Annotated in this window: 25 protein-coding genes; 24 read left to right on the forward strand and 1 reads right to left on the reverse strand. The window is 48.8% G+C overall.

The genetic code is table 11. The features are described 5' to 3' along the window. Positions 1-38: 38 nt before the first annotated feature. A complete protein-coding gene (locus ABDZ72_RS05655) occupies positions 39-233 on the reverse strand; it encodes a hypothetical protein (RefSeq protein ID WP_343751709.1) in 195 nt (64 codons plus the stop codon). 91 nt (positions 234-324) lie between these two features. Between ABDZ72_RS05655 and prfA the strand changes: the two genes are divergently transcribed. From prfA to murA, 24 genes are all read left to right on the forward strand, one after another. Continuing rightward, the gene (gene prfA / locus ABDZ72_RS05660; protein WP_343751710.1) at positions 325-1,395 is read left to right on the forward strand and encodes a peptide chain release factor 1; all 1,071 of its coding nucleotides are present in this window, start codon (positions 325-327) and stop codon (positions 1,393-1,395) included. Between the two features lie 3 nt (positions 1,396-1,398). Further along, positions 1,399-2,253 (forward strand): peptide chain release factor N(5)-glutamine methyltransferase, encoded by an 855-nt coding sequence (prmC, locus tag ABDZ72_RS05665; protein WP_343751711.1) that lies wholly within the window; start codon positions 1,399-1,401, stop codon positions 2,251-2,253. Between the two features lie 84 nt (positions 2,254-2,337). Beyond that, entirely contained in the window at positions 2,338-2,976 is a 639-nt protein-coding gene (gene spoIIR, locus ABDZ72_RS05670) for a stage II sporulation protein R (RefSeq protein ID WP_343751712.1), read from the forward strand. Positions 2,977-3,042: 66 nt separating this feature from the next. After that, positions 3,043-3,444, forward strand: coding sequence for a GNAT family N-acetyltransferase (locus ABDZ72_RS05675; protein ID WP_343751713.1), 402 nt, complete (start codon positions 3,043-3,045; stop codon positions 3,442-3,444). 292 nt (positions 3,445-3,736) lie between these two features. Then, positions 3,737-4,759 carry an L-threonylcarbamoyladenylate synthase gene (locus tag ABDZ72_RS05680; RefSeq protein ID WP_343751714.1) on the forward strand — a complete coding sequence of 341 codons (1,023 nt, stop codon included), beginning with the start codon at positions 3,737-3,739 and terminating at the stop codon, positions 4,757-4,759. A gap of 140 nt (positions 4,760-4,899) precedes the next feature. Beyond that, positions 4,900-5,454 carry a manganese efflux pump MntP gene (locus ABDZ72_RS05685; RefSeq protein ID WP_343751715.1) on the forward strand — a complete coding sequence of 185 codons (555 nt, stop codon included), beginning with the start codon at positions 4,900-4,902 and terminating at the stop codon, positions 5,452-5,454. A gap of 137 nt (positions 5,455-5,591) precedes the next feature. Further along, positions 5,592-6,143, forward strand: coding sequence for a low molecular weight protein arginine phosphatase (locus tag ABDZ72_RS05690; protein ID WP_343751716.1), 552 nt, complete (start codon positions 5,592-5,594; stop codon positions 6,141-6,143). Positions 6,144-6,275: 132 nt separating this feature from the next. Continuing rightward, positions 6,276-6,833: a TIGR01440 family protein gene (locus ABDZ72_RS05695; protein WP_425542354.1), complete on the forward strand. Its 558-nt coding sequence runs from the start codon at positions 6,276-6,278 to the stop codon at positions 6,831-6,833. A 244-nt stretch (positions 6,834-7,077) separates the two neighbouring features. Beyond that, positions 7,078-8,310: a serine hydroxymethyltransferase gene (locus ABDZ72_RS05700; protein ID WP_343751717.1), complete on the forward strand. Its 1,233-nt coding sequence runs from the start codon at positions 7,078-7,080 to the stop codon at positions 8,308-8,310. Between the two features lie 752 nt (positions 8,311-9,062). Next, positions 9,063-9,692 (forward strand): uracil phosphoribosyltransferase, encoded by a 630-nt coding sequence (gene upp, locus ABDZ72_RS05705; RefSeq protein WP_343751718.1) that lies wholly within the window; start codon positions 9,063-9,065, stop codon positions 9,690-9,692. 42 nt (positions 9,693-9,734) lie between these two features. Beyond that, positions 9,735-10,850 (forward strand): non-hydrolyzing UDP-N-acetylglucosamine 2-epimerase, encoded by a 1,116-nt coding sequence (gene wecB / locus ABDZ72_RS05710; protein ID WP_343751719.1) that lies wholly within the window; start codon positions 9,735-9,737, stop codon positions 10,848-10,850. Between the two features lie 344 nt (positions 10,851-11,194). Further along, positions 11,195-13,408 carry a S8 family serine peptidase gene (locus tag ABDZ72_RS05715; protein ID WP_343751720.1) on the forward strand — a complete coding sequence of 738 codons (2,214 nt, stop codon included), beginning with the start codon at positions 11,195-11,197 and terminating at the stop codon, positions 13,406-13,408. A gap of 421 nt (positions 13,409-13,829) precedes the next feature. Next, entirely contained in the window at positions 13,830-14,198 is a 369-nt protein-coding gene (locus tag ABDZ72_RS05720; protein WP_343751721.1) for an ATP synthase subunit I, read from the forward strand. A 23-nt stretch (positions 14,199-14,221) separates the two neighbouring features. Then, on the forward strand, positions 14,222-14,944 hold the full coding sequence (atpB, locus tag ABDZ72_RS05725) for a F0F1 ATP synthase subunit A (protein WP_343751722.1): 723 nt from the start codon (positions 14,222-14,224) through the stop codon (positions 14,942-14,944). A 93-nt stretch (positions 14,945-15,037) separates the two neighbouring features. Continuing rightward, positions 15,038-15,247, forward strand: coding sequence for a F0F1 ATP synthase subunit C (gene atpE / locus ABDZ72_RS05730; protein ID WP_343751723.1), 210 nt, complete (start codon positions 15,038-15,040; stop codon positions 15,245-15,247). A gap of 121 nt (positions 15,248-15,368) precedes the next feature. Then, positions 15,369-15,896, forward strand: coding sequence for a F0F1 ATP synthase subunit B (locus ABDZ72_RS05735; RefSeq protein ID WP_343751724.1), 528 nt, complete (start codon positions 15,369-15,371; stop codon positions 15,894-15,896). Continuing rightward, complete coding sequence (locus tag ABDZ72_RS05740; protein WP_343751725.1) at positions 15,893-16,432, forward strand: F0F1 ATP synthase subunit delta; 540 nt, start codon at positions 15,893-15,895, stop codon at positions 16,430-16,432. Before ABDZ72_RS05735 ends, ABDZ72_RS05740 begins: the two co-directional genes overlap by 4 nt. A 21-nt stretch (positions 16,433-16,453) precedes the next feature. Beyond that, positions 16,454-17,965, forward strand: coding sequence for a F0F1 ATP synthase subunit alpha (gene atpA, locus ABDZ72_RS05745; RefSeq protein WP_343751726.1), 1,512 nt, complete (start codon positions 16,454-16,456; stop codon positions 17,963-17,965). Positions 17,966-18,066: 101 nt separating this feature from the next. Continuing rightward, the gene (atpG, locus tag ABDZ72_RS05750; protein ID WP_343751727.1) at positions 18,067-18,933 is read left to right on the forward strand and encodes an ATP synthase F1 subunit gamma; all 867 of its coding nucleotides are present in this window, start codon (positions 18,067-18,069) and stop codon (positions 18,931-18,933) included. A 102-nt stretch (positions 18,934-19,035) separates the two neighbouring features. Next, positions 19,036-20,436, forward strand: coding sequence for a F0F1 ATP synthase subunit beta (atpD, locus tag ABDZ72_RS05755; protein WP_343751728.1), 1,401 nt, complete (start codon positions 19,036-19,038; stop codon positions 20,434-20,436). Positions 20,437-20,544: 108 nt separating this feature from the next. After that, on the forward strand, positions 20,545-20,940 hold the full coding sequence (locus tag ABDZ72_RS05760; protein ID WP_343751729.1) for a F0F1 ATP synthase subunit epsilon: 396 nt from the start codon (positions 20,545-20,547) through the stop codon (positions 20,938-20,940). Positions 20,941-21,881: 941 nt separating this feature from the next. Then, on the forward strand, positions 21,882-22,118 hold the full coding sequence (locus ABDZ72_RS05765) for a DUF1146 family protein (protein WP_343751730.1): 237 nt from the start codon (positions 21,882-21,884) through the stop codon (positions 22,116-22,118). 98 nt (positions 22,119-22,216) lie between these two features. Then, complete coding sequence (locus ABDZ72_RS05770; protein WP_343751731.1) at positions 22,217-22,936, forward strand: YwmB family TATA-box binding protein; 720 nt, start codon at positions 22,217-22,219, stop codon at positions 22,934-22,936. A 35-nt stretch (positions 22,937-22,971) separates the two neighbouring features. Further along, positions 22,972-24,306, forward strand: coding sequence for a UDP-N-acetylglucosamine 1-carboxyvinyltransferase (murA, locus tag ABDZ72_RS05775; RefSeq protein WP_343751732.1), 1,335 nt, complete (start codon positions 22,972-22,974; stop codon positions 24,304-24,306). Positions 24,307-24,602 lie beyond the last annotated feature (296 nt).

Here is a 24,602-nt window from a genome sequence, read left to right on the forward strand (position 1 = left end):
AAGAAAGAGTGCTCCGGCGCTCTTTTTTTGTGGGATAACTAACTGAATTCCCGTGTCATTTGACCGAATTCATGCGGAAACCGACCGAATCTGAGCCCAAAACTGACCGAATCATCGCCCCGTGCGGCTGAAATGTCCTGTAAACCAACCGAATCACCCGCAATAACGGCCGACCTCGTCGTACCATCCGCTCTCGTTGTACCTGATTCGACCAGCCGTATTGCCAGAACCAACCAAGTCTGTGGACCCACATCGCCGTTTCATTTTGACCTCCCTGCCCCCGTATATTATAATTATACTGTTAATCGAAAAGAGGTGACCGTTGTGTTAGAACGATTGCAATCGCTTGAAGAACGGTATGACACGTTAAATGAACTGCTCAGTGATCCGGAAATCATCAATGATACCAGTAAATTGCGCGAATATTCCAAGGAACAATCCGACCTTGAAGAAGTGGTCCAGGCCTATCGGAAATATCAAGACGTGACGCAGCAGCTGGACGAGGCGAAAGACATGTTAGCTGAAGAGTCGGATGACGACATGAAGGATATGGCCAAGTCGGAAATCGAACAACTCACCACTGACAAGGAGCAGCTGGAAGAACGGTTGCGGCTTCTGCTTTTGCCGAAAGACCCCAACGATGATAAGAACGTCTTTATGGAGGTGCGCGCGGCAGCAGGCGGTGACGAAGCCGCTTTGTTTGCCGGTGATTTGTACCGGATGTATGTCAAATACGCCGAACATCATGGCTGGAAAATCGACGTTGTTGAGGCGACGACGACCGGAGTGGGCGGTTATAAGGAGATTATCTTTATGGTGAATGGGACCGGAGCCTATTCCAAGCTGAAATACGAAAACGGCGCCCACCGCGTACAGCGTGTCCCTGACACTGAATCCGGCGGTCGCATTCATACGTCAACGGCCACGGTAGCTGTTTTGCCGGAAGCGGAAGATGTGGAAGTGGAACTCAATGATAAAGACATCCGCGTGGACACGTTCGCATCCAGTGGACCCGGCGGGCAAAGCGTCAACACGACGATGTCAGCGGTGCGCTTGACCCATGATCCGACCGGTATCGTCGTTTCCTGTCAGGATGAAAAATCCCAGATTAAAAACAGGGAAAAAGCGATGAAAGTACTGCGTGCGCGCATTTATGACAAGTACCAACAGGAAGCCCAGGCGGAGATTGATGAAAACCGCAAATCCGCAGTGGGTACCGGTGACCGATCGGAGCGCATCCGTACGTACAACTTTCCGCAGACACGCGTCACCGATCATCGCATCGGGCTTACCTTGCAAAAGCTCGACCAAGTCATGGAGGGCAAGTTGGATGAGTTTATCGATGCCTTGCTTTTGGAAGAGCAAACGAAAAAACTGGAGGAAATTGGTGAATAAATAATGGCAACCAATGTGGAGAAGCTGCATGACGTCCTACGCCGGGCGTCTCTTTTTTTACAAGAAAATGGACGGGAGCCTGCCTTAGCTGAATGGCTGCTGCTGGACTGTCTGGGCGTCTCACGAACCGAGATGCTCACGATGTTGCGCGAATCGGTCCCTGAGGCAGTTGCCGAGCGATTTTGGAACGGTATCCACCAGCATGTAACATCTGGTGTGCCGCTGGAGCATCTCACGGGAAAGGCATCCTTTTACGGGCGGGAATTTCACGTGAATCGGCACACCCTCATTCCACGACCGGAAACGGAAGAACTGGTTGAAAAGGTGATCCGCACCGTTCCGCGGGGGCCGTTGACGATTGCTGATATCGGTACCGGGAGCGGTGTAATTGCCGTAACACTGGCCCTGGAATTGCCGCGAGCCACGGTCTATGCAACGGACGTGTCACAAGAGGCGCTTGACATGGCCGGGACTAATGCCATCATGCTCGGTGCGGATGTGCGGTTTCTGCACGGTGATTACCTCGCGCCCCTGATCAGCAACACCATCCGGCCGGACATCATCGTGTCCAATCCGCCTTATGTAGCTGAACACGCCAAACCCGATCTTGCCGACACAGTTAAAGATTTTGACCCGGCATTGGCGTTGTTTGCAGGAGATGACGGCTTGGACGCGTATAAAGCCATCATAGCTGACGTGCCCAAAATCCTGCGTAAGCCGGGACACGTATTTTTGGAAATCGGCTATGAACAGAGCGAGTCTGTCTCAACCCTGCTCCAACAGGCCATGCCGGATAGTGCGATTCATACCATACAGGACATCAATCAACACAACCGCATCATCCACGCTGCTCAATGAGTAAATAACTGCTCAATGACCCGTATGTTTTTGGCTTCCCTTGTCCAGACTGTTGCTAAACAGGTTGGAGAGGGGATTTTTCAAATGAGGCAGATTAAGATTCTATTTGCGGTCTTTATATTTTTTATTCTATTATTTTCGATGCCTTTTACGAGTGCAAGTGATGAAATAGATTCCAATGACCAATCCAATGACGAATCCGATATAAAGGTCATACCGGATGAGGCCATTCGGCTGCGTATTTTAGCTAACAGCGACAAACCGGACGACCAAGAAGTGAAGCGGAAAGTCCGTGATGCGGTAAATGCTGCCATTACGGACTGGGTTGAAGACATAACCAGCATTAACAAGGCGCGGTCAATGATTGAAAACCGTATGCCTGATATCCGACAAATCGTTGACGATGTATTGGAGGAAGAGAACGTTGAAACGGCAGCGGAGGTAGAATATGGGGAAAATATCACGTTCCCCGCTAAGTTGTACGGATCATTGTTGTATCCTGCCGGTGAATACGAAGCCGTGCTGATCACGCTTGGTGAAGGAAACGGGTCGAATTGGTGGTGTGTGTTGTTTCCTCCATTGTGTTTTTTGGATTTTTCCAATGGAACGAGCGCGGCGCAGGCTGAGAGCAAGGGTGACGACGAAACCGACGAATCCGATGACGACAAACAGGCGAAAGACGAGGCCAACGTGGAGTTTTTTCTCTTTAAATGGTTCGACTAGTCATAGGTTATCTAGTTTCGGCATATCATGATAGAAACATAACTATTAATCGCCGAGGTGAAGAAAATGGAATTGATCGCAGCGAATCGCGCACCAACTGACAAACTGGAAACCTTTCTGGAAAACAATGACGACGTCCAAGGGAATCTACTGCTGAATAAAGGCTATGTTGTTGAAATAGAGGGAGCGATTGAAGGCTGTTTTGTTTTGGACACTGTGGAAGAGGGAATCTACTGGCTGAAGCAACTCTATGTCACGAAAAACGCCGCTGAATCGTTACCAGTCCTTTTGGAAACCATTCTGACGTTAGCCAAGGAAAAACAAGCAAAACACATATTTGTCCACAGTCACCAGCCAATGGTCGATGTGTTGCTCGAGGCATTGCAGTTTTATCCACAAAAAGAAAACAAATGGGTGCAGGATCAACCAATTGAAACCGGAAATTGGTGGATGTACAACGTTTCTTGAGGAAAACTCACCACTTATCCACTGATTTCTGTTGATAACATGTGGGTATTTGTGTATAAGTTGAAAATTTTATACACATGGTGTTGATAAACGCATACTGTTTTCGTTGCATGTCCGGAACTAGAATGACCAAACAGATGGGTTCTGGAAATCAGTTGTGGATGCACTTGTGGATGACAAATGATAGGCTTCTAGAATGTGATTCCAGTCATGGCATGATGGAGGAAAAACAGTCTTTGCGTATCATTCCGCCATCGTCTACAATGTAGGTTGGAAATGGAGGACAGTGACGATGGAAACGAAACGATGGACCATTCATCACGATGACATGGATCAACAAGCGATCAACGACGCCTCCGGGCTGTTGCGGAACGGATGGACGGTTGCATTTCCGACTGAAACGGTATATGGACTGGGGGCCGATGCAACGAATGAAGCAGCCGTCTCAGGTATCTTCCGGGCCAAAGAACGGCCGGAAGATAACCCGCTCATTGCACATGTCGCCACCAAACAGCAGCTGCGTCGATTGACGGATGAACCTTCCCCAGTGGCTGAGCAGCTGATCAACGCGTTCATGCCTGGACCGATAACGTTAGTGCTTCCGGAAAATGGCACGTGCGCCCGTAACGTGACAGCCGGGTTATCCACAATCGGTGTGCGCATTCCGGATCACCCGGTGGCCCAGGCATTGCTAGAAGCATGCGATACCCCGATTGCCGCGCCAAGTGCCAATCTATCCGGCAAACCAAGTCCGACAATAGCCGAACACGTGTGGGCGGATCTGCACGGAAAAATAGCCGGCCTTGTGGATGCGGGACCGACCGGGGTTGGTGTGGAATCAACGGTGATCGACTGTACCCAGGACATACCGGTTATTTTGCGCCCGGGCGGCATCACAAAAGAGCAACTGGAAACAGTATGTGGCACCGTTATGGTCGACCCAGCACTCGCAACCACCGGCGAGAAACCGAAAGCACCCGGCATGAAGTACACCCACTATGCACCGGACGTTCCGATGTGGCTGGTGGACGGGTCAGCTGCCGCCATACAAGCGGTGATTGACCGCCAGCACCGGCACAACAAACGCGTCGGCGTCATGGCGCAGACACAAATGGCGGCGAGACTGAAGGCGGATAACGTCATTCCACTCGGGTCGGACCTGTCCGAAGTGGCTGCCAGCATTTATGACGCCCTGCGCCTGTTCAAATACGAGGATATCGATGTTATTTTATGTGAGACGTTTCCGAAAACAAACATTGGACAGGCCGTTATGAATCGCTTGCAAAAAGCAGCATCCGATTATATCTCCCCTTAACGGCAAGTCTGGAAGCGAATGGTGTCACCAACCGTTCTGGCAATGACTTCTCCATAAAAGCGCCCATTTTCTCGGTATTAGGCATATATGCGTCCTCTCCTGCATAGGCTGAATTAGCTTGTCCGGGGAGAGGATTGGAAATGACAGCCTATTATGCGGGGGAGTTGGTATCCCTCATGCTTATGGCGATGGCGCTTGGGATGGATGCATTTTCCGTCAGCCTTGGTTTGGGAATGCAAAAACTCAGGCTGAAGCGCATTGCTTTGATTGGAATCATTATTGGGTTTTTTCATGTCCTTATGCCATTTATCGGTATTTTACTGGGACAAGCCATTTCGAGCCAAATTGGCGACTACACGGTACTTGCCGGGGGATTGCTGCTGTTCGGCATCGGGGCCCAAATGGTTTTTTCCGCGTTTAATCATGAAACACCACAATTAGCCCAGCCAGTGGGTATTGGCCTTTTATTTTTTGCACTCAGTGTCAGTCTGGACAGCTTTTCCGTCGGTCTCAGTCTCGGTTTGTCCAACGTGCGCACCGTGGTCACACTTCTGGCGTTCGGAACGACCAGCATGGTACTCACATGGATCGGTCTGATTTTGGGCAGGAAAGTGCACGGGCTGCTCGGCGTGTACAGTGAAATTCTCGGTGGAAGCATATTATGCGGATTTGGACTGTATATTTTGTTCGGGTGACAGGCTTTCTGCCGGTAATGGCGGAGAGTCTTTTTAATTTCCACATTTCGCCGTTGATCGGTTGCTCTTTTTTCTGACAATACGACCATTTTTATGGTATAATTTAGATAGAAAGTACACCAATCGGAGGCTCATCCATGAAACTATTGTTTGTATGTACCGGTAATACGTGCCGCAGCCCGATGGCGGAAGCACTGGCCAAACATCGTCTGCCTCATGCGACGGTGCAGTCAGCAGGTATATTTGCCCCTGACAACCAGAGTCCGAATGATATGGCCCTTGAGGCGCTGAAGCAAAAGGGTCTGACCATAAATACGACATCCCAGCCGGTGACGGACGACTTGCTCAACTGGGCGGACGTGGTGCTCACGATGACGACCCGGCATAAGCAATCATTGATTTTGGACTATCCCGATTATCAGGAAAAATACTACACGTTGAAGGAATACGTCGCCCAGTCGGATCAAGCCGTATGGGATGAGCTGAAGCAACGGTATACCGACTATGAATTGAACAGCAAAGCCGGGACACAGGACGAGCGGGCAGAAATGGAACGCTTGGAAAAACGGCTTATTCATTACGATATTTCCGATCCGTTCGGCGGAGACTTGGCCGTTTATCAAGAAACGCTGAATGAATTGGAAACATACGTGGATGAATTGGTGAAAAATATTAGGGACCAGCAGTGAGGAGCCGGCCGGTCTCGGGAACGTTTATGACAAAGACGCGTGCTTGCCTGACGTGCGTGCAGGCATGACAGGCAAGCAGCTGCAGTATCGATAGACATCACATATTTTCTGGAGGGTTGCTAGATGACGGATATGGAACAAGACCAACAACAGCTCAAACAGGACATGGATCAAATCGTCAACGAATGGATAGCAAGTGGCCATCTCCAGCAGGGTGATCTGGTTGTCATCGGCTGTTCCACGAGCGAGGTAGCCGGTGAGCGTATCGGCACATCCGGAAGCGGAGAACTGGCGTCGATTATTTTTCAAGCACTGACATCACTGAAGGAAAAAACCGGCATCACCCTCGCTTTTCAATGCTGTGAACATTTGAATCGCGCATTGGTCGTCGATAAAGAAACATTGAACGAGCGGCAACTGCGACAAGTGACGGCCATTCCGGTCCCTGAAGCAGGTGGTTCGTTAGCATCGCTTGCATTTCAGCAAATGGACAAAGCCGTTCTGGCCGAGTCGATTACCGCGGATCACGGCCTCGATATCGGGGAAACTATGATCGGCATGCACCTGCGCCCAGTGGCCATTCCGCTCCGGTTCAATCATCGTTCGGCCGGGCATGCCAGAGTTAATGCAGCACGCACACGACCTAAGCTGGTCGGGGGCAAACGGGCGGCATATCCACCATCTCAATAACCAGTGGGACTGGGATAAAAGACGTTTCGTTAAATAAGATACGAACGATAATGTATCATTAGTCTGTGAATGGTTTCGGATTATTTGCTTAATGACATGAGCGCGGGGGCAGGTATTCCAGCGGGAGGAAACGTTTTAAATACATCGTTCGTATTCAGAAGTGATTTGTTCGTTTTGTCCCAGCCCCTTCACGGGCGATGAAGCATCCATGAAAGCAGACCACATTCCAAAGGAGGAACCACCGATGGACCATTTGAAAGAAGATAAGGAACTGTTTGAAGCTGTACAGGCAGAAAAGGATCGTCAACACGATAAAATTGAATTGATTGCATCAGAAAATTTTGTATCCGGAGCGGTTATGGAAGCCATGGGATCGGTGCTGACGAACAAATACGCGGAAGGCTATCCAGGTAAACGCTACTACGGCGGGTGTGAACATGTCGACGTCGCGGAAAATTTGGCGCGCGATCGGGCAAAAGAATTGTTCGGAGCCGATCATGCCAACGTCCAGCCGCACTCGGGTGCCCAAGCTAATATGGCTGTTTATTTTTCCGTGCTCGACCCGGGTGATACGATACTGGGCATGAATTTGAATCATGGCGGCCATCTGACACACGGCAGCCCCGTTAATTTCAGCGGAAAACTGTATCATGTAGTTGACTATGGCGTGGATCCCGAAACGGAGAAGCTGGACTATGACGCGGTGCTCGAACGTGCCAAAGAGGTGCAGCCGAAATTGATTATAGCCGGTGCCAGTGCCTATCCGCGCGAGATTGATTTTGCCAAATTCCGGGAGATTGCTGACGAGGTCGGTGCGTACTTGATGGCTGACATAGCCCATCCTGCCGGGCTTATTGCAGCTGGGCTCCATTCCAATCCGGTGCCGTATGCCGATTTTGTCACAACGACCACACATAAAACATTGCGCGGCCCCCGTGGCGGTATGATTTTGTGTAAAGAGAAGTACGCCAAAGCGATTGATAAAGCTGTTTTCCCCCGCATGCAGGGCGGACCGCTTATGCATATCATCGCCTCCAAAGCTGTATCGTTAAAAGAAGCATTGTCCGATGACTTCAAAACATATTCGGAACAAATTATTCGCAACGCGCAGACGTTAAGCGATGCTTTGAAACAAGAAGGAGCACGCATCGTCTCAGACGGAACCGATAATCACATTGTGTTGATTGATGTGACCCCATTGGAGCTGACGGGCGACATCGCTGAAAAAGCGCTTGACGAGATCGGTATCACGGCCAACAAAAATACTATTCCCTTCGATCAGGAAAAGCCATCTGTCACAAGCGGTCTTCGCGTGGGAAGCGCAGCCGTGACGACACGCGGCTTTAAAGAAGCGGAAATGAAAGAAGTGGCATCAATCATCGCCACTGTTCTGAAACATCATGAGGATGAGCAAGTATTGCGGGAGGCCAAAGACCGCGTGCAAAGCCTCACCAATCAATTTCCAATCTACAAATAACGTATGAGGATGTTCCTTAAAGGGGAGCATCCTTTTTGTATGGAATCATAGAAAGAGATTCCATGTTGCGAGGCGATCCGGTTGATATGTGCGCGCCCTGGTCGATAAATTCTGAATCTGGTTGATATCCCGCGTGATCCGGTCGATAAATCAAGAATCCGGTTGATATCTTGCGCGCTCCGGTTGATAAATTCAGAATCTGGTTGATATCCTGCGCGCTCCGGTTGATAAATTCAGAATCTGGTTGAAATCCCGCGCGCTCCGGTCGATAAATTCTGAATCTGGTTGATATCCTCCGCGCTCCGGTCGATTAATTCCGAATCTGGTTGAAATCCCGCGCGCTCCGGTCGATAAATCCAGAATCTGGTTGATATCCTGCGCGCTCCGGTCGATAAATTCAGAATCCGGTTGATATCTCGCGCGCTCCGGTTGATAAATTCCGAATCTGGTTGATATCCCGCACGCTCCGGTCGATAAATTCAGAATCTGGTTGATATCCCGCGTGATCCGGTTGATAAATTCCGAATCTGGTTGATATCCTGCGCGCTCCGGTTGATAAATTCCGAATCTGGTTGATATCCCGCACGCTCCGGTCGATAAATTCTGAATCCGGTTGATATCCGCCCCTCCATATGATCATCGACTGCCCAGTCTCGCTAACGCCTGATCGTTGCTCGAAGGTTCCTTGCATCCTAGTCCGTTTTTCAGTACAATTTGAAAGATGCCATTTATAAGAAGGAGTGTCGGCAACAATGGGAAACGTACATGTACTGGATCATCCGCTGATTCAGCATAAATTGACGTACATACGTGACAAACATACGGGGACGAAAGAATTCCGTGAGCTGGTGGACGAGGTCGCCGCGCTGATGGCGTTTGAAATCACACGGAATTTTCCGCTGCAGGAAAAAACAACGGAGACACCGATGATGGAAGCAACAACGAATGTCCTTGCCGGTAAAAAAGTCGGTCTGATTCCGATTCTCCGTGCCGGGCTTGGCATGGTCGACGGGATGCTGAATCTCATTCCCGCCGCACGTGTCGGTCATGTCGGAATGTACCGTGATCCGGAAACATTGACGCCACACGAATATTACGTAAAATTGCCGTCTGATATAGAAGAACGCGAGCTGATTGTGCTCGATCCGATGCTTGCAACCGGCGGATCAGCCAATGACGCGATCTACTCGCTTAAAAAGCGCGGAGCCAGACAAATTCGTCTCATGTGTCTCGTCGGCGCCCCTGAAGGCGTGGAGGTCATTCAGAACGAGCATCCGGACGTCGATATTTTCCTTGCAGCACTGGATGAACGACTGAACGATGATGGGTTCATCGTTCCCGGACTTGGTGATGCGGGCGACCGGTTATATGGAACGAAATAGCGCATGCACTCGCGGACGTCATAAGGATGGAGGGGAAACATAATGACGAGACGGATAAAAGTGATGACCATTTTTGGGACGAGGCCGGAAGCGATCAAAATGGCCCCGCTTGTTCTCGAACTGAAAAAACGGGACGATGTATTTGATCCTATCGTGGCTGTAACGGCGCAACACCGCGAAATGCTCGATCAAGTGCTCGATATATTCGGCATCACACCGGACGTTGACTTGAATATTATGTCAGCGAACCAAACGCTTGCGCAGATGACAACGCGTGCGCTGGAAGGCCTTGACACTGTTATGAAGGAGACCGAGCCGGATATGGTGCTGGTGCATGGGGATACGACAACGACATTTGCTGCGTCACTGGCCGCCTATTATAATCAGATTGCCCTCGGTCACGTCGAGGCCGGCTTGCGTACGTGGGATAAATATTCCCCGTATCCGGAAGAGATGAACCGGCAGCTGACCGGCGTCATGGCTGATTTGCATTTTTCGCCGACCGATACGTCCAAACAGAATCTGCTCGATGAAAACAAACCGGCCGATAGCATCGTCGTTACCGGAAACACGGCGATTGACGCTTTGAAAACAACGGTTGATCCTGATTATACCAGCCCTGTCATGGACGAAACGGACGGCAGGCGGCTTGTTCTCGTGACCGCCCACCGCCGGGAAAACCTCGGCCGCCATATGGAGCAGATGTTCCGGGCGATCAAACGACTCGTGGATACGCACGCTGACATTCATGTCGTTTACCCTGTGCATTTGAATCCGGTTGTTCAGGAAACAGCGGCCAGCATTCTCGGTGATGACGACCGGATTAAGCTGATGGAGCCGCTCGATGTGGTCGACTTCCATAACTTCGCGGCGAAATCGCACGTGATTATGACCGATTCGGGCGGCGTGCAGGAAGAGGCGCCATCTCTTGGTGTGCCGGTTCTTGTCCTGCGCAACACGACCGAACGCCCGGAAGGTCTGGAAGCCGGCACGTTAAAATTGGCCGGCACCGATGAGGACGCAATTTTTCAAATGGCGGATGAGCTGCTGCGTGACGGAGACGTCTATGAACACATGGCCAAAGCAGCCAATCCGTATGGAGACGGCGACGCATCAGTCCGGATTGCCGACGCCATCGCGGCTTATTTTAGCATTTAATAAATACGAACAATATATTAAAGAAGTAGTCACCGCTCCGGAAAAACACTACGCTTTCCGCGGGCGCTGATGAGCCTCCTCGTGCTTATCGCACTGCGGGGTCTCATCTAGGCTTTTCATCCCGCAGGAGTCTCCGTGTTTTTCCTACGCTAAACGAAAAATCCGAACTGATTCAAATTTTTTGCGAATCATAGTTCGGATTTTTATTTGCCTAAACGTCTTTTGTCCCAGCCCCTTTTTTGTACATTACTTTCTCCATCGCAATCCCATACCCATTCGTATGCATGAATGCCCCTTGATTTTCAAATGCTAATGGACATCACGCTGTAAAAGGGGATTCCTGTATGCGGTATGTTCTGCTTTTGTTCATAGCCATTATCATCACGCTACCCATGTCTGCTGCTGCTCGAGACGACCCATCCAGCCGTAGCGTCGACAACGAAACATCCGTCATCGTTGAAGTGAAGGGTAGTCCGAAAGAGCGACAGTCGTATTTGCAAACGCACCGTCCATTTATCGATATCGTTGCCGTCTATGACAAACTATTTAACGGACTCGCGTTAAAAGCAAAACCAAGACAGCTGAAAAAATTGGATAACGTCGACTTCATAACGGCTGTCCACCAGGTAACGACATACGAAGCCCAGGCTGAATCGACCCAACAAGCGTTGAAGAGCCCGAAAAATGCAACCAACGACAGTGTGAAACCTGCCGCCCTGAATAATACCGACTATACCGGCCAGGGGGTGCAGGTAGCCGTGGTGGATACCGGCATTGACTACACCCATCCGGACTTGGCGGATAATTTTGCCGGTGGCTATGATCTGGTCGATCTTGATAACGACCCGATGGAAACGACGGTAAAGCAAGGCATGCCAACCATGCACGGGTCCCACGTCGCCGGAATCATCGCTGCTGATGGAGCGCTTCAAGGTGTTGCCCCGGATGCGGAGCTGCATGCCTATCGTGCGCTCGGATCGGGCGGAAGCGGCACGTCCGTTCAAGTCATTGCCGCATTGGAACAGGCGGTGGAAGACGGCGCGGACGTGATCAATCTTTCTCTCGGCAATGCGATCAATGGACCTGACTTTCCGACGAGTATAGCGGTCAATCGCGCTGCTGATCGTGGAGTGCCGGTGGTGGTTGCAGGCGGCAATTCTGGACCGGGTCGATGGACCATTGGCTCACCGGCAACGGCTGCTGACGGACTGTCTGTCGGAGCGGCGGCTTATCCGAAAACCAAACCTTTTCTGGAGGGAAAACGTTTCAATAAAACCATCAGCCTCCAACATATGGATGGATCCCCCGCGTGGCGATTAACAAAAGATTATGCCATTGAATCACCTGAAGCCGGTGATGTCCGCGGCAAAATAGCTCTGGTCAAGCGTGGTGATGATCCGTTTTATAAAAAAGCTAAAAAGGCGGAGGAAGCAGGCGCTAAAGCTGTGCTGATATACAATCATGAAGCCGGTTCGTTTCGCGGAAAAGTGCATCCGTCCGATGACCCGGTCACCATCCCGGTCGCCTCCATCAGCCAAAGTGATGGCCAATGGCTCGTGGAAAAAACGACCAACGACAGCTTATATGTGGAAACCAGGTATCAACAGACACCGAAAACGATGGCACCTTTCAGCTCACGGGGTCCTGTCACCGTCAACTGGGACCTGAAACCGGGCGTCAGTGCACCGGGAACGAACATTTTAAGTACCGTCCCGGGGGGATACCGTCATTTGCAGGGGACAAGCATGGCGGCACCGCATGTCACCGGTGTTATGGCGCTTATGATGGAAGCCCATCCGGACTGGGACATCGGCAAGTTGACTGGCGCCGTAAAAACAACGGCCAAACGCCTAACCGATACCGATGGAAATCCTTTTGCCCCGGTTATCCAGGGGGCCGGTGAAATCCAGCCGAAACAAGCCATCCGTACTGAAACCATCATCAATCAGCCCTTATTGTCATTTGGCAAGGTCACGGGATTTCGTGCGGCTCAAAAGCAGACAATCACGGTTACCAACACTTCATCATCCAAACACACCTATTCGCTGTCCGTGCCGGCAACGAAAAAAGGTGTGAACTGGCATCTGCCGGAATCGTTCACATTAAAACCTGGGGAGTCAAAACCATTGACACTCGAATTAAGCCTCAATAGCAACATGGCTAAAAACGGTATCCATCAAGGGTGGCTGATGCTCAACCAAGGGGACAACCAATATGACATGCCATATGTCTTTGTCAATAAGACCGCTGATTATCCGAAAGCGATGGGCTTCACCTTGTCGTTGAAGCCGTTTTCCAAGGATACTTATGCCTTTCAACTCTACTTAACCAAGCCGGCAAAGCATATGGAAGTGAACCTGTACAGCCTGGATACGCTAGTGCATGATCGGATGCTTTTGGAATCAGACAACGTTCAGGACGGTTTGAATAAAGGCACCTTGCCAGCGGATGAGCTCGGAAAACCAGGCGACTACCGGGCTGTCGTTACGGTGACGTTTAAAAGCGGTGAAACATCCAGTTTTCAGACACGACTGCATATTCCGTATCCGTCTCAGTGACCGGGATGAATGAATCAGCCGGGGCTTGGCGACGACCCTCCGTTGCGTATAACAATCTGTATTCAACATTTTCGATATGTCAAAAAAGTTGTCACATAATGTTCATATAAATGAAGCCGTTTATTCGTTATAATAAGGTGGACGGATCAGGCCTTAAAAGACATGTCATAGTCGGCAGGGCAGGGGTTGTGCATGGTGATCCCATCAAGGCGCACACCCGTTTTTTTAACGTCGTCATCGATTGACAATAGGTAGTCGCTAATGTAAACTAGCATAGTGTGGAATAGTAAGGAATTTTTGCATTTGCATGCTTGAACCTTACATAATTCTATCGTCGGTGCACCGTTTTACTGGCAATACGATTGCCTGCCTTGAGCGGCAGCATCCTGTCACATCAATTCCCCGGGAGAAGAGTCAAATCATGTCATATTATGGCTACATGGCCGGCAGGCAGCGCAAGTGGATGATTTATCTTCTAGCACTATTCGTGCTGGGAGCAGGTTTCACACCTTATTCACACATTTTCCTTGGGCTTATCTTGGGCGGTTCCGTCAGTTTGTACAACCTGTGGCTGCTTCAGCGTAAAATTAATACGTTTGCGGCATCCGTGGCGAGTCAGACGTCTGCAGGCTCACTCGGCAGCATGTCACGCATTGCGGCGGCTGCATTGGCTGTCCTGATCGCACTTCGGTTTGATGCGTCCATTGATGTGATTTCCGTGTTAGTTGGATTAATGACATCCTATCTGGTCATTGTGATAGATTTTTTTATGTCCAAATCTAAAAAGTAATGCTTGGAAAAGGGGTGAAAAAGATGGATCATGAAGCGCCAATAGCGCATGATGTGCTGGATATACCTTGGCTTGATTTTAACCTGTCTGTCGTAGTTATGACAGCTATTTCCACACTTATTGTATTCGTTTTGTGTGTTCTGGCCACCAGAAAACTGCAAATGAAGCCATCCGGCGCGCAAAATTTCATGGAATGGGTCGTTGATTTTGTCAAAGGAATGATCAGTGACACCATGGACTGGAAAACAGGGCGGGTTTTTCTGCCGTTGGGACTGACACTGATTACGTATATTTTAGTAAGTAACATACTTGGTGTCATAACCCTGATCACATTCGGCAACGAACTATGGTGGAAATCACCGACAGCCGACCCTGGATTGACATTGACATTGTCGACAATGGTCATCGTGCTTACCCATTACTATGGCATTAAAGTACGCGGAGGCAAAGAATACGGGAAAGATTTCTTCCGTCCGCATTGGGTATTCTTCCCGATCAACATTATTGAGGAGTTTTCCAATACGCTGACACTTGGTCTTCGTTTATTTGGAAACATTTATGCCGGTGAAGTTCTGTTGGGACTTTTAGCCGGACTCACGTCAACAACTGTTTGGGGATTCCTTGGCGGTGCCATTCCTATGCTTGCATGGCAAGGATTTAGTTTATTCATAGGCACGATCCAAGCGTTTATTTTCACAATACTGACGCTGGTATACATGTCACATAAAGTGTCCAGTGATCACTAAGTATTGTTTAAATTAGGAATATCCCTGTTTTAGCGATAACCACGCTGAGGCAGGATGGTGAACACATAAAAAATTTTGAGGAGGATTCATATTATGTCTGGAGCATTAGCAGCAGCAATTGCAGTAGGTTTGGCGGCATTAGGTGCCGGTGTAGGTAACGGATTGATTGTCAGTCGTACGGTCGAAGGGATTGCCCGTCAGCCGGAGTTGCGCGGTCAATTGCAGACAACGATGTTCATTGGTGTCGGTCTTGTTGAGGCTGTACCGATCATCGCGGTTGTTATCGCACTAATGGTTATGTAATACAAGACGAAATAAATACGATTATGGCGAAAGATCCGTTCCTGATGGATCTTTCGCCAATACGCCAACACCTGAACACGAATGGCAAACGACAATTGGTTATGCGAAAGGAGTGAATTCTGTGCAGGCACTCACTGGATTTACGACGATTTATGCCTCCCTTGCCGGTCTCCAAGTCGGAACGATGCTGACTCAGCTGTTTTTCTTCCTTGTGTTAATCATACTGCTCCGTAAATTTGCCTGGGGCCCTTTGATGAATGTCATGCAACAGCGGGAAGAACATGTGGCCAGTGAAATCGAATCGGCTGAACAGAGCCGGGCGGAAGCGGAAAAAGCTCAGAACGAAGCGGCAGAACAGTTGAAGCAGACGAAACAGGAAGCGCAAAAGATTATTGAGGATGCACGAAATGCCGGCTCGAAGCAGGAGCAGGAAATTATTGATAATGCCCGCCGGGAAGCCGAGCAAATCAAACAAGCAGCGCAGAATGAAATTGAAAACGAAAAAGAAAAAGCGATCCAGGCCCTTCAGGATCAAGTAGGTTCCTTATCTGTACAAATTGCCAGCAAAGTGATTGAAAAAGAAATTAGCGAACAGGATCAGGACAAACTCATTGATGAGTATATCAAGGAAGCAGGCGAAAAACGATGAGTGAAGCCGTTTCAAAACGTTACGCAGACGCGCTTTTCCAGCTGAGCAATGAAAAAGGAACAATGGATCAATGGGCCGATGAATTGCTTGTCCTGAAAACCATCATTGACGACAATGACACGTTGATGCCATTCCTGAAGCATCCACGCATTTCTTTAGAACAAAAGGAACAATTTATCAATGACGTGTTCCGGTCGTTCTCGGAGGACATCGTCACGACGCTGCACCTCTTGGCGACGCGTCACCGTTTGGACATTGTGCCGTTGGTTATTGACCATTTTATCCGGTTGGTGAATGATGCGAAAGGAATAGAAGAGGGAACCGTATATTCCGTTCGGGCACTGTCACAGGGAGAAAAAGAGCGGCTTGAACAGACGTTTGCCAAACGTTTTGGTAAACAGGCGATCAAGCTCACCTCTGTCGTCGATCCATCAGTTATCGGCGGCATTAAACTGCGGATAGGTAATACGATTTATGATGGATCCATCCAAGGCAAATTGAATCGGATCCAACGGAATATTGGAGCGGTAAACTAATGGAGATAGGGGTGAAATGGTATGAGCATTAAAGCTGACGAAATTAGCTCACTGATTAAACAGCAAATTGAAGATTTTGACGGCGATATCGAAGTAAACGATGTTGGCACAGTTATTGAAGTCGGTGACGGTATTGCACGTGCTCATGGCCTTGACAATGCCATGGCTGGTGAGCTCCTTGAATTTTCGAATGGCGTCATGGGCATGGCGCAAAACTTGGAAGAAAACAATGTTGGTATCGTCATTTTAGGCCCATTTGCAGATATTAAAGAAGGCGATGAAGTCCGTCGCACCGGCCGGGTTATGCAAGTACCCGTTGGAGAAGAGCTGCTCGGACGCGTTGTCAATCCACTGGGACAGCCAATCGACGGCAAAGGTCCGGTGGAAACATCGAAAAACCGCGAAATTGAATCTCCGGCACCATCCATTATGGATCGTCAATCAGTTGAAGAACCGCTGCAAACGGGTATTAAAGCGATTGACGCATTGGTTCCGATCGGTCGCGGACAACGTGAACTGATCATCGGCGACCGGCAAACAGGAAAAACGACGGTTGCTGTGGATACCATTCTGAACCAGAAGAATGAGGACATGCTCTGCATTTACGTAGCCATCGGTCAGAAAGATTCCACCGTCCGGTCAACCGTAGAGACATTCCGCCGTTATGGTGTGCTTGATAAGACGATTGTTGTTTCCGCCGGTGCATCGGAACCTGCACCATTGTTGTATCTCGCACCATATGCAGGTGTATCCATGGGTGAGGACTTCATGTATAACGGAAAACATGTCGTTGTCGTCTATGATGACTTGACCAAGCAGGCAGCGGCCTATCGTGAACTGTCCCTGTTGCTGCGCCGCCCGCCAGGCCGTGAAGCATTTCCGGGAGACGTATTCTACTTACATTCACGTTTGTTGGAACGTGCTGCGAAACTGAACGACGATAAAGGTGGCGGATCGCTCACTGCCCTGCCGTTTGTTGAGACACAGGCTGGCGATATCGGTGCCTATATTCCGACGAACGTTATTTCCATCACCGACGGACAAATCTTTTTGCAGTCCGACTTGTTCTTCTCCGGCGTTCGCCCGGCAATCAACGCAGGTCTGTCTGTTTCCCGTGTCGGCGGTTCCGCTCAATTAAAAGCGATGAAGAAAGTCGCCGGAACCCTGCGTTTGGATCTTGCGTCCTTCCGTGAACTCGAAGCATTTGCCCAGTTCGGATCGGACCTTGATAAATCAACCCAGGCCAAACTTGATCGTGGTGCCCGTACGGTTGAAGTATTGAAACAAGGATTGCATGAACCGATTGATGTCGAAAAACAAGTGATGATCATTTACGCATTGACGAAAGGCTTCCTTGACGATATTCCGGTCAATGATGTGACACGCTTTGAAAAAGAATTCCATATCTGGCTTGATGAAAATCGGAAAGAATTGCTTAACACCCTCCGCGAAACCGGTAAACTGACCGAGGGTGATGAGATGAGTGAAGCCGTTGAAGCATTCAAGAAAGTGTTTGCTCCGACGGAAACGTAATAATGGTCCGGTAATGGAATAGGTGAGAGGCCCGGCTGCTGTGGTCCGGCCTCACCTTTCCCGACGCCCGGCCTCTGTTAAGGAAGGGTGGTGAACAAAGCTTGGCATCCCTCAGAGATTTACAAAAACGGATAAATTCAACATCAAAAACAAAAAAGATCACCAAAGCCATGGAGATGGTTTCCGCTTCCAAGTTAAACAAGGCGGAAATGAACGCCAAACAATTTAAACCGTACAGCGAGAAAATTCAGGAAGTGGTCGCCAATATCGCCGGTGGAACGATGGATGCGACACACCCGATGCTTGAGAAACGTGAGGTCAAAAAAACGGCTTATTTCGTCATTACATCGGACCGTGGTTTGGCTGGTGCCTTTAACAGCAACGTTCTGAAAAAAACGTATGAAACCATTCAGAAAAACCATCAATCGACCGATGAGTACACCGTCATTGTGATTGGTCGTGTCGGTTATGACTTTTTCAAAAAACGAAACATGCCGGTAACCAAAGAGGTCATTGGCATGGCGGATCAGCCCAATTTTGAAGACGTTCGGCAACTGGCTTCTGAAGCGGTGCAATTGTTTATTGATGAGGATATCGATGAGCTGAAAGTGGTCTACAATCATTTCAAAAGCGCCATATCCCAAGAGGTGACGTCTAAAAAATTATTGCCGCTCACAGATATTGCTCAAGAAGCAACGACGTCCGGCATGGGGCAATACGAGTACGAGCCAAATCAAGACGAGATTTTAAAAGTACTCCTGCCGCAATATGCTGAAAGTCTGATTTACGGTGCATTGCTTGACAGTAAAGCAAGTGAACATGCTGCACGTATGAACGCTATGCGCAATGCAACGGATAATGCCAATGACATTATTGATGACTTGACATTATCGTACAACCGTGCACGTCAAGCGGCGATCACTCAGGAAATCAACGAAATCATCGGCGGCGTGGCTGCATTGGAGTAGTGGAATCATTCAGGACGTCCACATAGAAAAAGTGACCATGGAAACGTGACCATATGCAGCACGGACGTTGAGCTGCCGAGAGTTATGATAGGAGGGAAACCAATGAGCAAGGGACACATTACACAGGTTATGGGCCCTGTTGTCGACGTGGCATTTGACGAAGGAGACATCCCGGATATTAATAACGCACTGATTGTCGGCTCCGACGATGACAATGCAAACAACCTGACATTGGAGGTTGCGCTTCATCTTGGAGACGGTGCGGTGCGTACCATTGCCATGTCCTCTACCGATGGGCTTCAACGTAATGCGCCAGTCGCTAACACCGGCGCATCTATCTCTGTCCCGGTCGGGGAACAGACATTGAGCCGTGTATTTAACGTACTTGGTGAAAATATTGATTTGGAAGAACCGGTTCCGGATGATGTTCGGCGTGATCCGATTCATCGCCAACCGCCGGAATTTGATGAATTAACGACAGATACAGAAATTTTGGAAACAGGCATTAAGGTTATTGACTTATTGGCACCATACACAAGAGGTGGTAAGATTGGCCTGTTCGGTGGTGCCGGCGTAGGAAAAACCGTTTTGATTCAGGAATTGATCAACAACGTTGCTCAGGAGCATGGCGGTATTTCCGTGTTTGCCGGTGTAGGTGAACGCACACGCGAAGGCAACGACCTTTACTATGAAATGAAGGAATCAGGGGTTATCTCGAAAACGGCCATGGTTTTTGGTCAGATGAATGAGCCGCCCGGAGCCCGGATGCGCGTAGCATTGACCGGTCTGACAATGGCAGAGTACTTCCGTGACGAAGAAAACCAGGACGTTTTGTTATTTATTGATAATATCTTCCGCTTTACTCAGGCGGGCATGGAAGTGTCTGCATTGTTGGGCCGTATGCCATCAGCGGTTGGTTATCAGCCGACATTGGCGACTGAAATGGGCCAACTGCAGGAACGGATCACAACGACGGACAAAGGTTCGGTTACGTCCATTCAAGCCGTTTATGTCCCGGCTGACGACTACACCGACCCGGCACCGGCAACGACATTTGCTCACTTGGATGCCACAACGAACCTGGATCGTTCCCTGACGGAACAAGGCATTTACCCCGCGGTGGATCCATTGGCTTCTACATCCCGTGCCCTTGACCCTGAAGTTGTCGGTGAAGAGCACAGCAATGTAGCTGATGAAGTGCAGAAAACGATACAAAAGTATAAAGAACTGCAGGATATTATCGCGATTCTTGGCATGGATGAGTTGTCGGATGAGGACAAACTGACGGTTTCCCGCGCGCGCCGTATTCAGTTCTTCCTGTCCCAGAACTTCCACGTAGCCGAGCAGTTCACCGGCCAACCGGGATCGTATGTACCGATTTCAGAAACGATCAAAGGTTTCCGTAGAATTCTTAACGGCGAATACGATGACGTGCCGGAAGACGCTTTTCGCCTCGTCGGCCGGATTGAAAATGTCGACGAAAAAGCAAAAGAAATGGAATAATCAATCAGGCATTGCTGGATGAACAGAGATAATGGCCGCCGGAACAACCGGAAAGCACATCTATCAACTGTCGCATCCGGCCATGCCAGTGTCTGAGGAGGCGTTGCATTGAAAACAGTAGATGTGAGTGTTGTTACTCCTGATGGCCCGGTTCTCGATGATCAATTCGACATGGTCAGCTGTAAAGCCGAAAATGGCGAGCTCGGCGTTTTGCCAGGGCATATTCCAATGGTTGCCCCTTTATCCATTAGTTCCGTACGTTTGAAGCAAGATGATAATTCCGTGCAACTGGCTGTCAACGGCGGGTTCCTCGAAGTACGGCCGGATAAAGTAACCATTTTGGCCCAATCCGCCGAAGAACCCGGCAAAATAGACGTTCAGCGTGCACAGGAAGCCAAAAAACGTGCTGAACAACGGTTGGAGCAACAGCAGGAAAACGTTGACCATCAACGGGCAGAACTAGCACTCAAACGCGCAATGAATCGATTGGACATCGCTCAGTAAATAAAAAATCTCTTGTAACGATCCGTTATAAGGGATTTTCTTTTTTGTATGCAGCGAATGACCGTCTGATAAGGGGCCCTGTGGAGGCAGACTTGACTGGGGTTGGAATATATCGACCAGGGTGAGAAGATATCAACCAGATTCAGAATATATCAACCGGACCGCGAAGGATATCAACCAGATTCGGAATATATCGACCGGACCGCGCAGGATATCAACCGGATTCAGGATATATCGACCGGACCGCGAGCGATATCGACCGGATTCAGGGATATATCGACCGCCTCGCGCAGGATATCGACCACATTCAGGATATATCAACCGGTTCGCGCAGGATATCAACCGGATTCAGGATATATCGACCGGTTCGCGCAGGATATCAACCGGATTCAGGATATATCAACCGGTTCGCGCAGGATATCAACCAGATTCAGGAATATATCGACCGGTTCGCGCAGGATATCAACCAGATTCAGGAATATATCAACCGGTTCGCGCAGGATATCAACCGGATTCAGGATATATCAACCGGACCGCGAGCGATATCGACCGGATTCAGGGATATATCGACCGCCTCGCGCAGGATATCGACCACATTCAGGATATATCAACCGGTTCGCGCAGGATATCAACCGGATTCAGGATATATCGACCGGTTCGCGCGCGATATCAACCGCATTCAAGAATATATCGACCATCCCGTGAGTGATATCGACCAACCCGAAAGCGGCTTATCAACCTGATCACCACCAAGCGTTGGTGTCGATATTTCCCGGGAAATGATGATTCCTGCCCTTCATGACCCCTCATGTTTGTGACTATGGCTAACCATCAGTTATACGGGATAAAATAATTGACAATTGGCCTTATCGATGGCAAAGTAACATACAGATGCATTAAACGAATGTCACGTGATTATACTTAAAGCAAGGTGTGGAATTATGTTTTCATCTATTGGTATGACAGCGATTATCGGAATGATCTCCCATTTAATTTTCATCTATATTACATGGCGTGCGGTTACGACCATTAATATTGATCCGCTTATCCGAAAAGGCCGTGAAGCGGAAGCTAAAGTCCTTATTGTATTTATCGCCATTTTTATTGGCACCGGTGTCAGTCGTTTCTTTCTCGATTTTATCCAATGGTCGCAGGATTTAATGTATTTATTTCAATGAATCGTTGGATAACGTCATTCGTTTATCATTAAAACTGACCGTTTAAAAAATGCTCGCTTGTTTATACTATAAATATAGTCAACAAGGGGGCGTTTTTTATGAAACAAATCGCATTAATCGTATCTATTATTCTCGTATCTCTATTACATACTAGCGTTGCTTCAGGGTCAACGAATAATAAAATGGAAAAACTAGAAGCAGCGGTTTCTCAAGCCGGTCTTGAAGCGGATAGATGGCAGGTCACGGTAAAGGAACAGATCGATCGGAAAACGTTAAAAGGTTATGTCCAACAGCTTCAGGAAAAAACTGATTACAATGCCTCAAGTACTGAAAGCGATAATAGTGTAAAATACACATTTGAATACGGACAAAAAGAAGAGCCTGTTTTCGGATTGTATAAAGTGGTGATTCCAAAAAACCGTGCTCATCAGGCGGAATTTATCGCAGTGATCAAGGGGAAACAGTGGAACAGTCAAGTCAAACAAGTCTATCATTCCCGACTAAAAAACGTAAAAAATACGTATTTTAGTGGGAATTCGACAACATTCGTTTGTCTTACCGCATCCATTGATGGTAATATAGATGGTGTTTATTTTTTTAACAAGCTTAAAAAAACGATGAATCTGAGTATGATACAAACCCAGACGGACAACGTGAAAACGTCAAATGTCAAAAAAATTGTATATGGGCATTCGACTTTATGGAATAAGGATCTGATTATGAACAAACCAATGAATGTGCAAATGGTGTTGAAAAATAAAACAACTGGTAAATCAGCACTTACGATAGGCACACCTATACTGATTACTGAATACTAATATAGTGAAATCGGATGATAAGGGGTTAAGAGAATATGGAAGAAATCATCGTACGAGGTGGGGAAAGGCTGCAGGGCACTGTGCGCGTTGAAGGTGCCAAAAACGCTGTATTGCCTGTGATAGCAGCAAGTATGCTTGCAAGTGAAGGCGAAAGTGTCATCACTGATGTCCCTGTCCTTGCCGACGTCTATACAATTAATGAAGTACTGCGCAATATGAATGCTCATATATCATTTGCTGACAATACCGTTCATGTGGATGCATCTGAACCACTCATGACCGAAGCGCCACCGGAATATGTGCGTAAAATGCGGGCATCCGTGTTGGTGCTTGGTCCGCTGTTAGCCCGTTACGGTCATGCGAAAGTCGCTATGCCCGGAGGCTGTGCCATCGGGTCCAGACCGATTGACCTCCATTTAAAAGGGTTTGAGGCTATGGGAGCAGATGTCCACGTGGGCAATGGGTTTGTTGAACTCCAGGCAAAAGGGCGACTGCACGGTGCTAAGGTTTATCTTGATATGCCAAGTGTGGGAGCTACAGAAAACATCATGATGGCTGCATCACTTGCTGACGGCACGACCACGATTGAAAACTGTGCCAAAGAACCGGAAATCGTCGACTTGGCCAATTTCCTGAACAAAATGGGGACCAAAGTGGTTGGAGCCGGTACAGAAACGATTCGCATTGAAGGAGCGGAAAGCCTGCACGGCGTCGATCACTCCATTATTCCAGATCGGGTCGAAGCAGGAACCTTTATGGTCGCCGCATCCATTACCGGTGGGAACGTTTTAATTGAAAATGCGGAAAGCGCGCATTTGCGTTCCGTTATTGCCAAACTTGAAGAAATGGGGACAACGATTCTGAGTGAAGGCGAAGGTATTCGTGTGTTGGGGCCGGATAAACTGCTGGCAACCGATATTAAAACATTGCCACATCCAGGATTCCCGACCGATATGCAATCCCAGATGATGGCGTTAATGTTGAACGCTTATGGAACGAGTGTGATTACCGAGACTGTGTTTGAAAATCGGTTTATGCACGTTGAAGAGTTCCGGCGTATGAATGCCAGGATGAAAGTCGAAGGACGTAGTGTCATTATTGAAGGCCCCAGCGATTTGCAGGGTGCTGAAGTGGCTGCAACCGATCTGCGTGCAGCCGCAGCACTTATATTGGCCGGTCTGCGCTCAGAAGGGATCACGCGTGTGACCGATTTAAAACATCTGGACCGCGGCTATGTTGATTTCGCCGAAAAACTGGCTGGCCTCGGCGCGTCGGTTGAACGCATTGAGGCAGACAGGGATGCAGAGCAGGCATCGTCTCCAGTTAACGATCGCCCATTAAACTTTGTCGAATATCTGTCCAGTACGTGACTCGAGACATGAACCACTATCGTTTCTGCACCATATCACCGCGTTTTAGACAGAAAATATCAGATGTAACAGGGTATGCTGCCTCCTTCAAGCAGACAGAAGAAACACTCGTCTGTTTGCTTAAGGGGGCCGTTTTATTATTATGGGCGGAAACACACTATTCCCATACAGATGGAAACGTTCCAATGGTTGTTTTGATGACACGATTGCATCTGTTTTTTTATTGTCCAGAATCATCATCCCCAGTAACAGCCTGTTTCATACTGATTCCCCAAACTGTCTGCTCAAAGTCTCCT

This window comes from Lentibacillus halophilus, assembly GCF_039522485.1.
Taxonomy (GTDB): Bacteria; Bacillota; Bacilli; order Bacillales; family Amphibacillaceae; genus Lentibacillus; species Lentibacillus halophilus.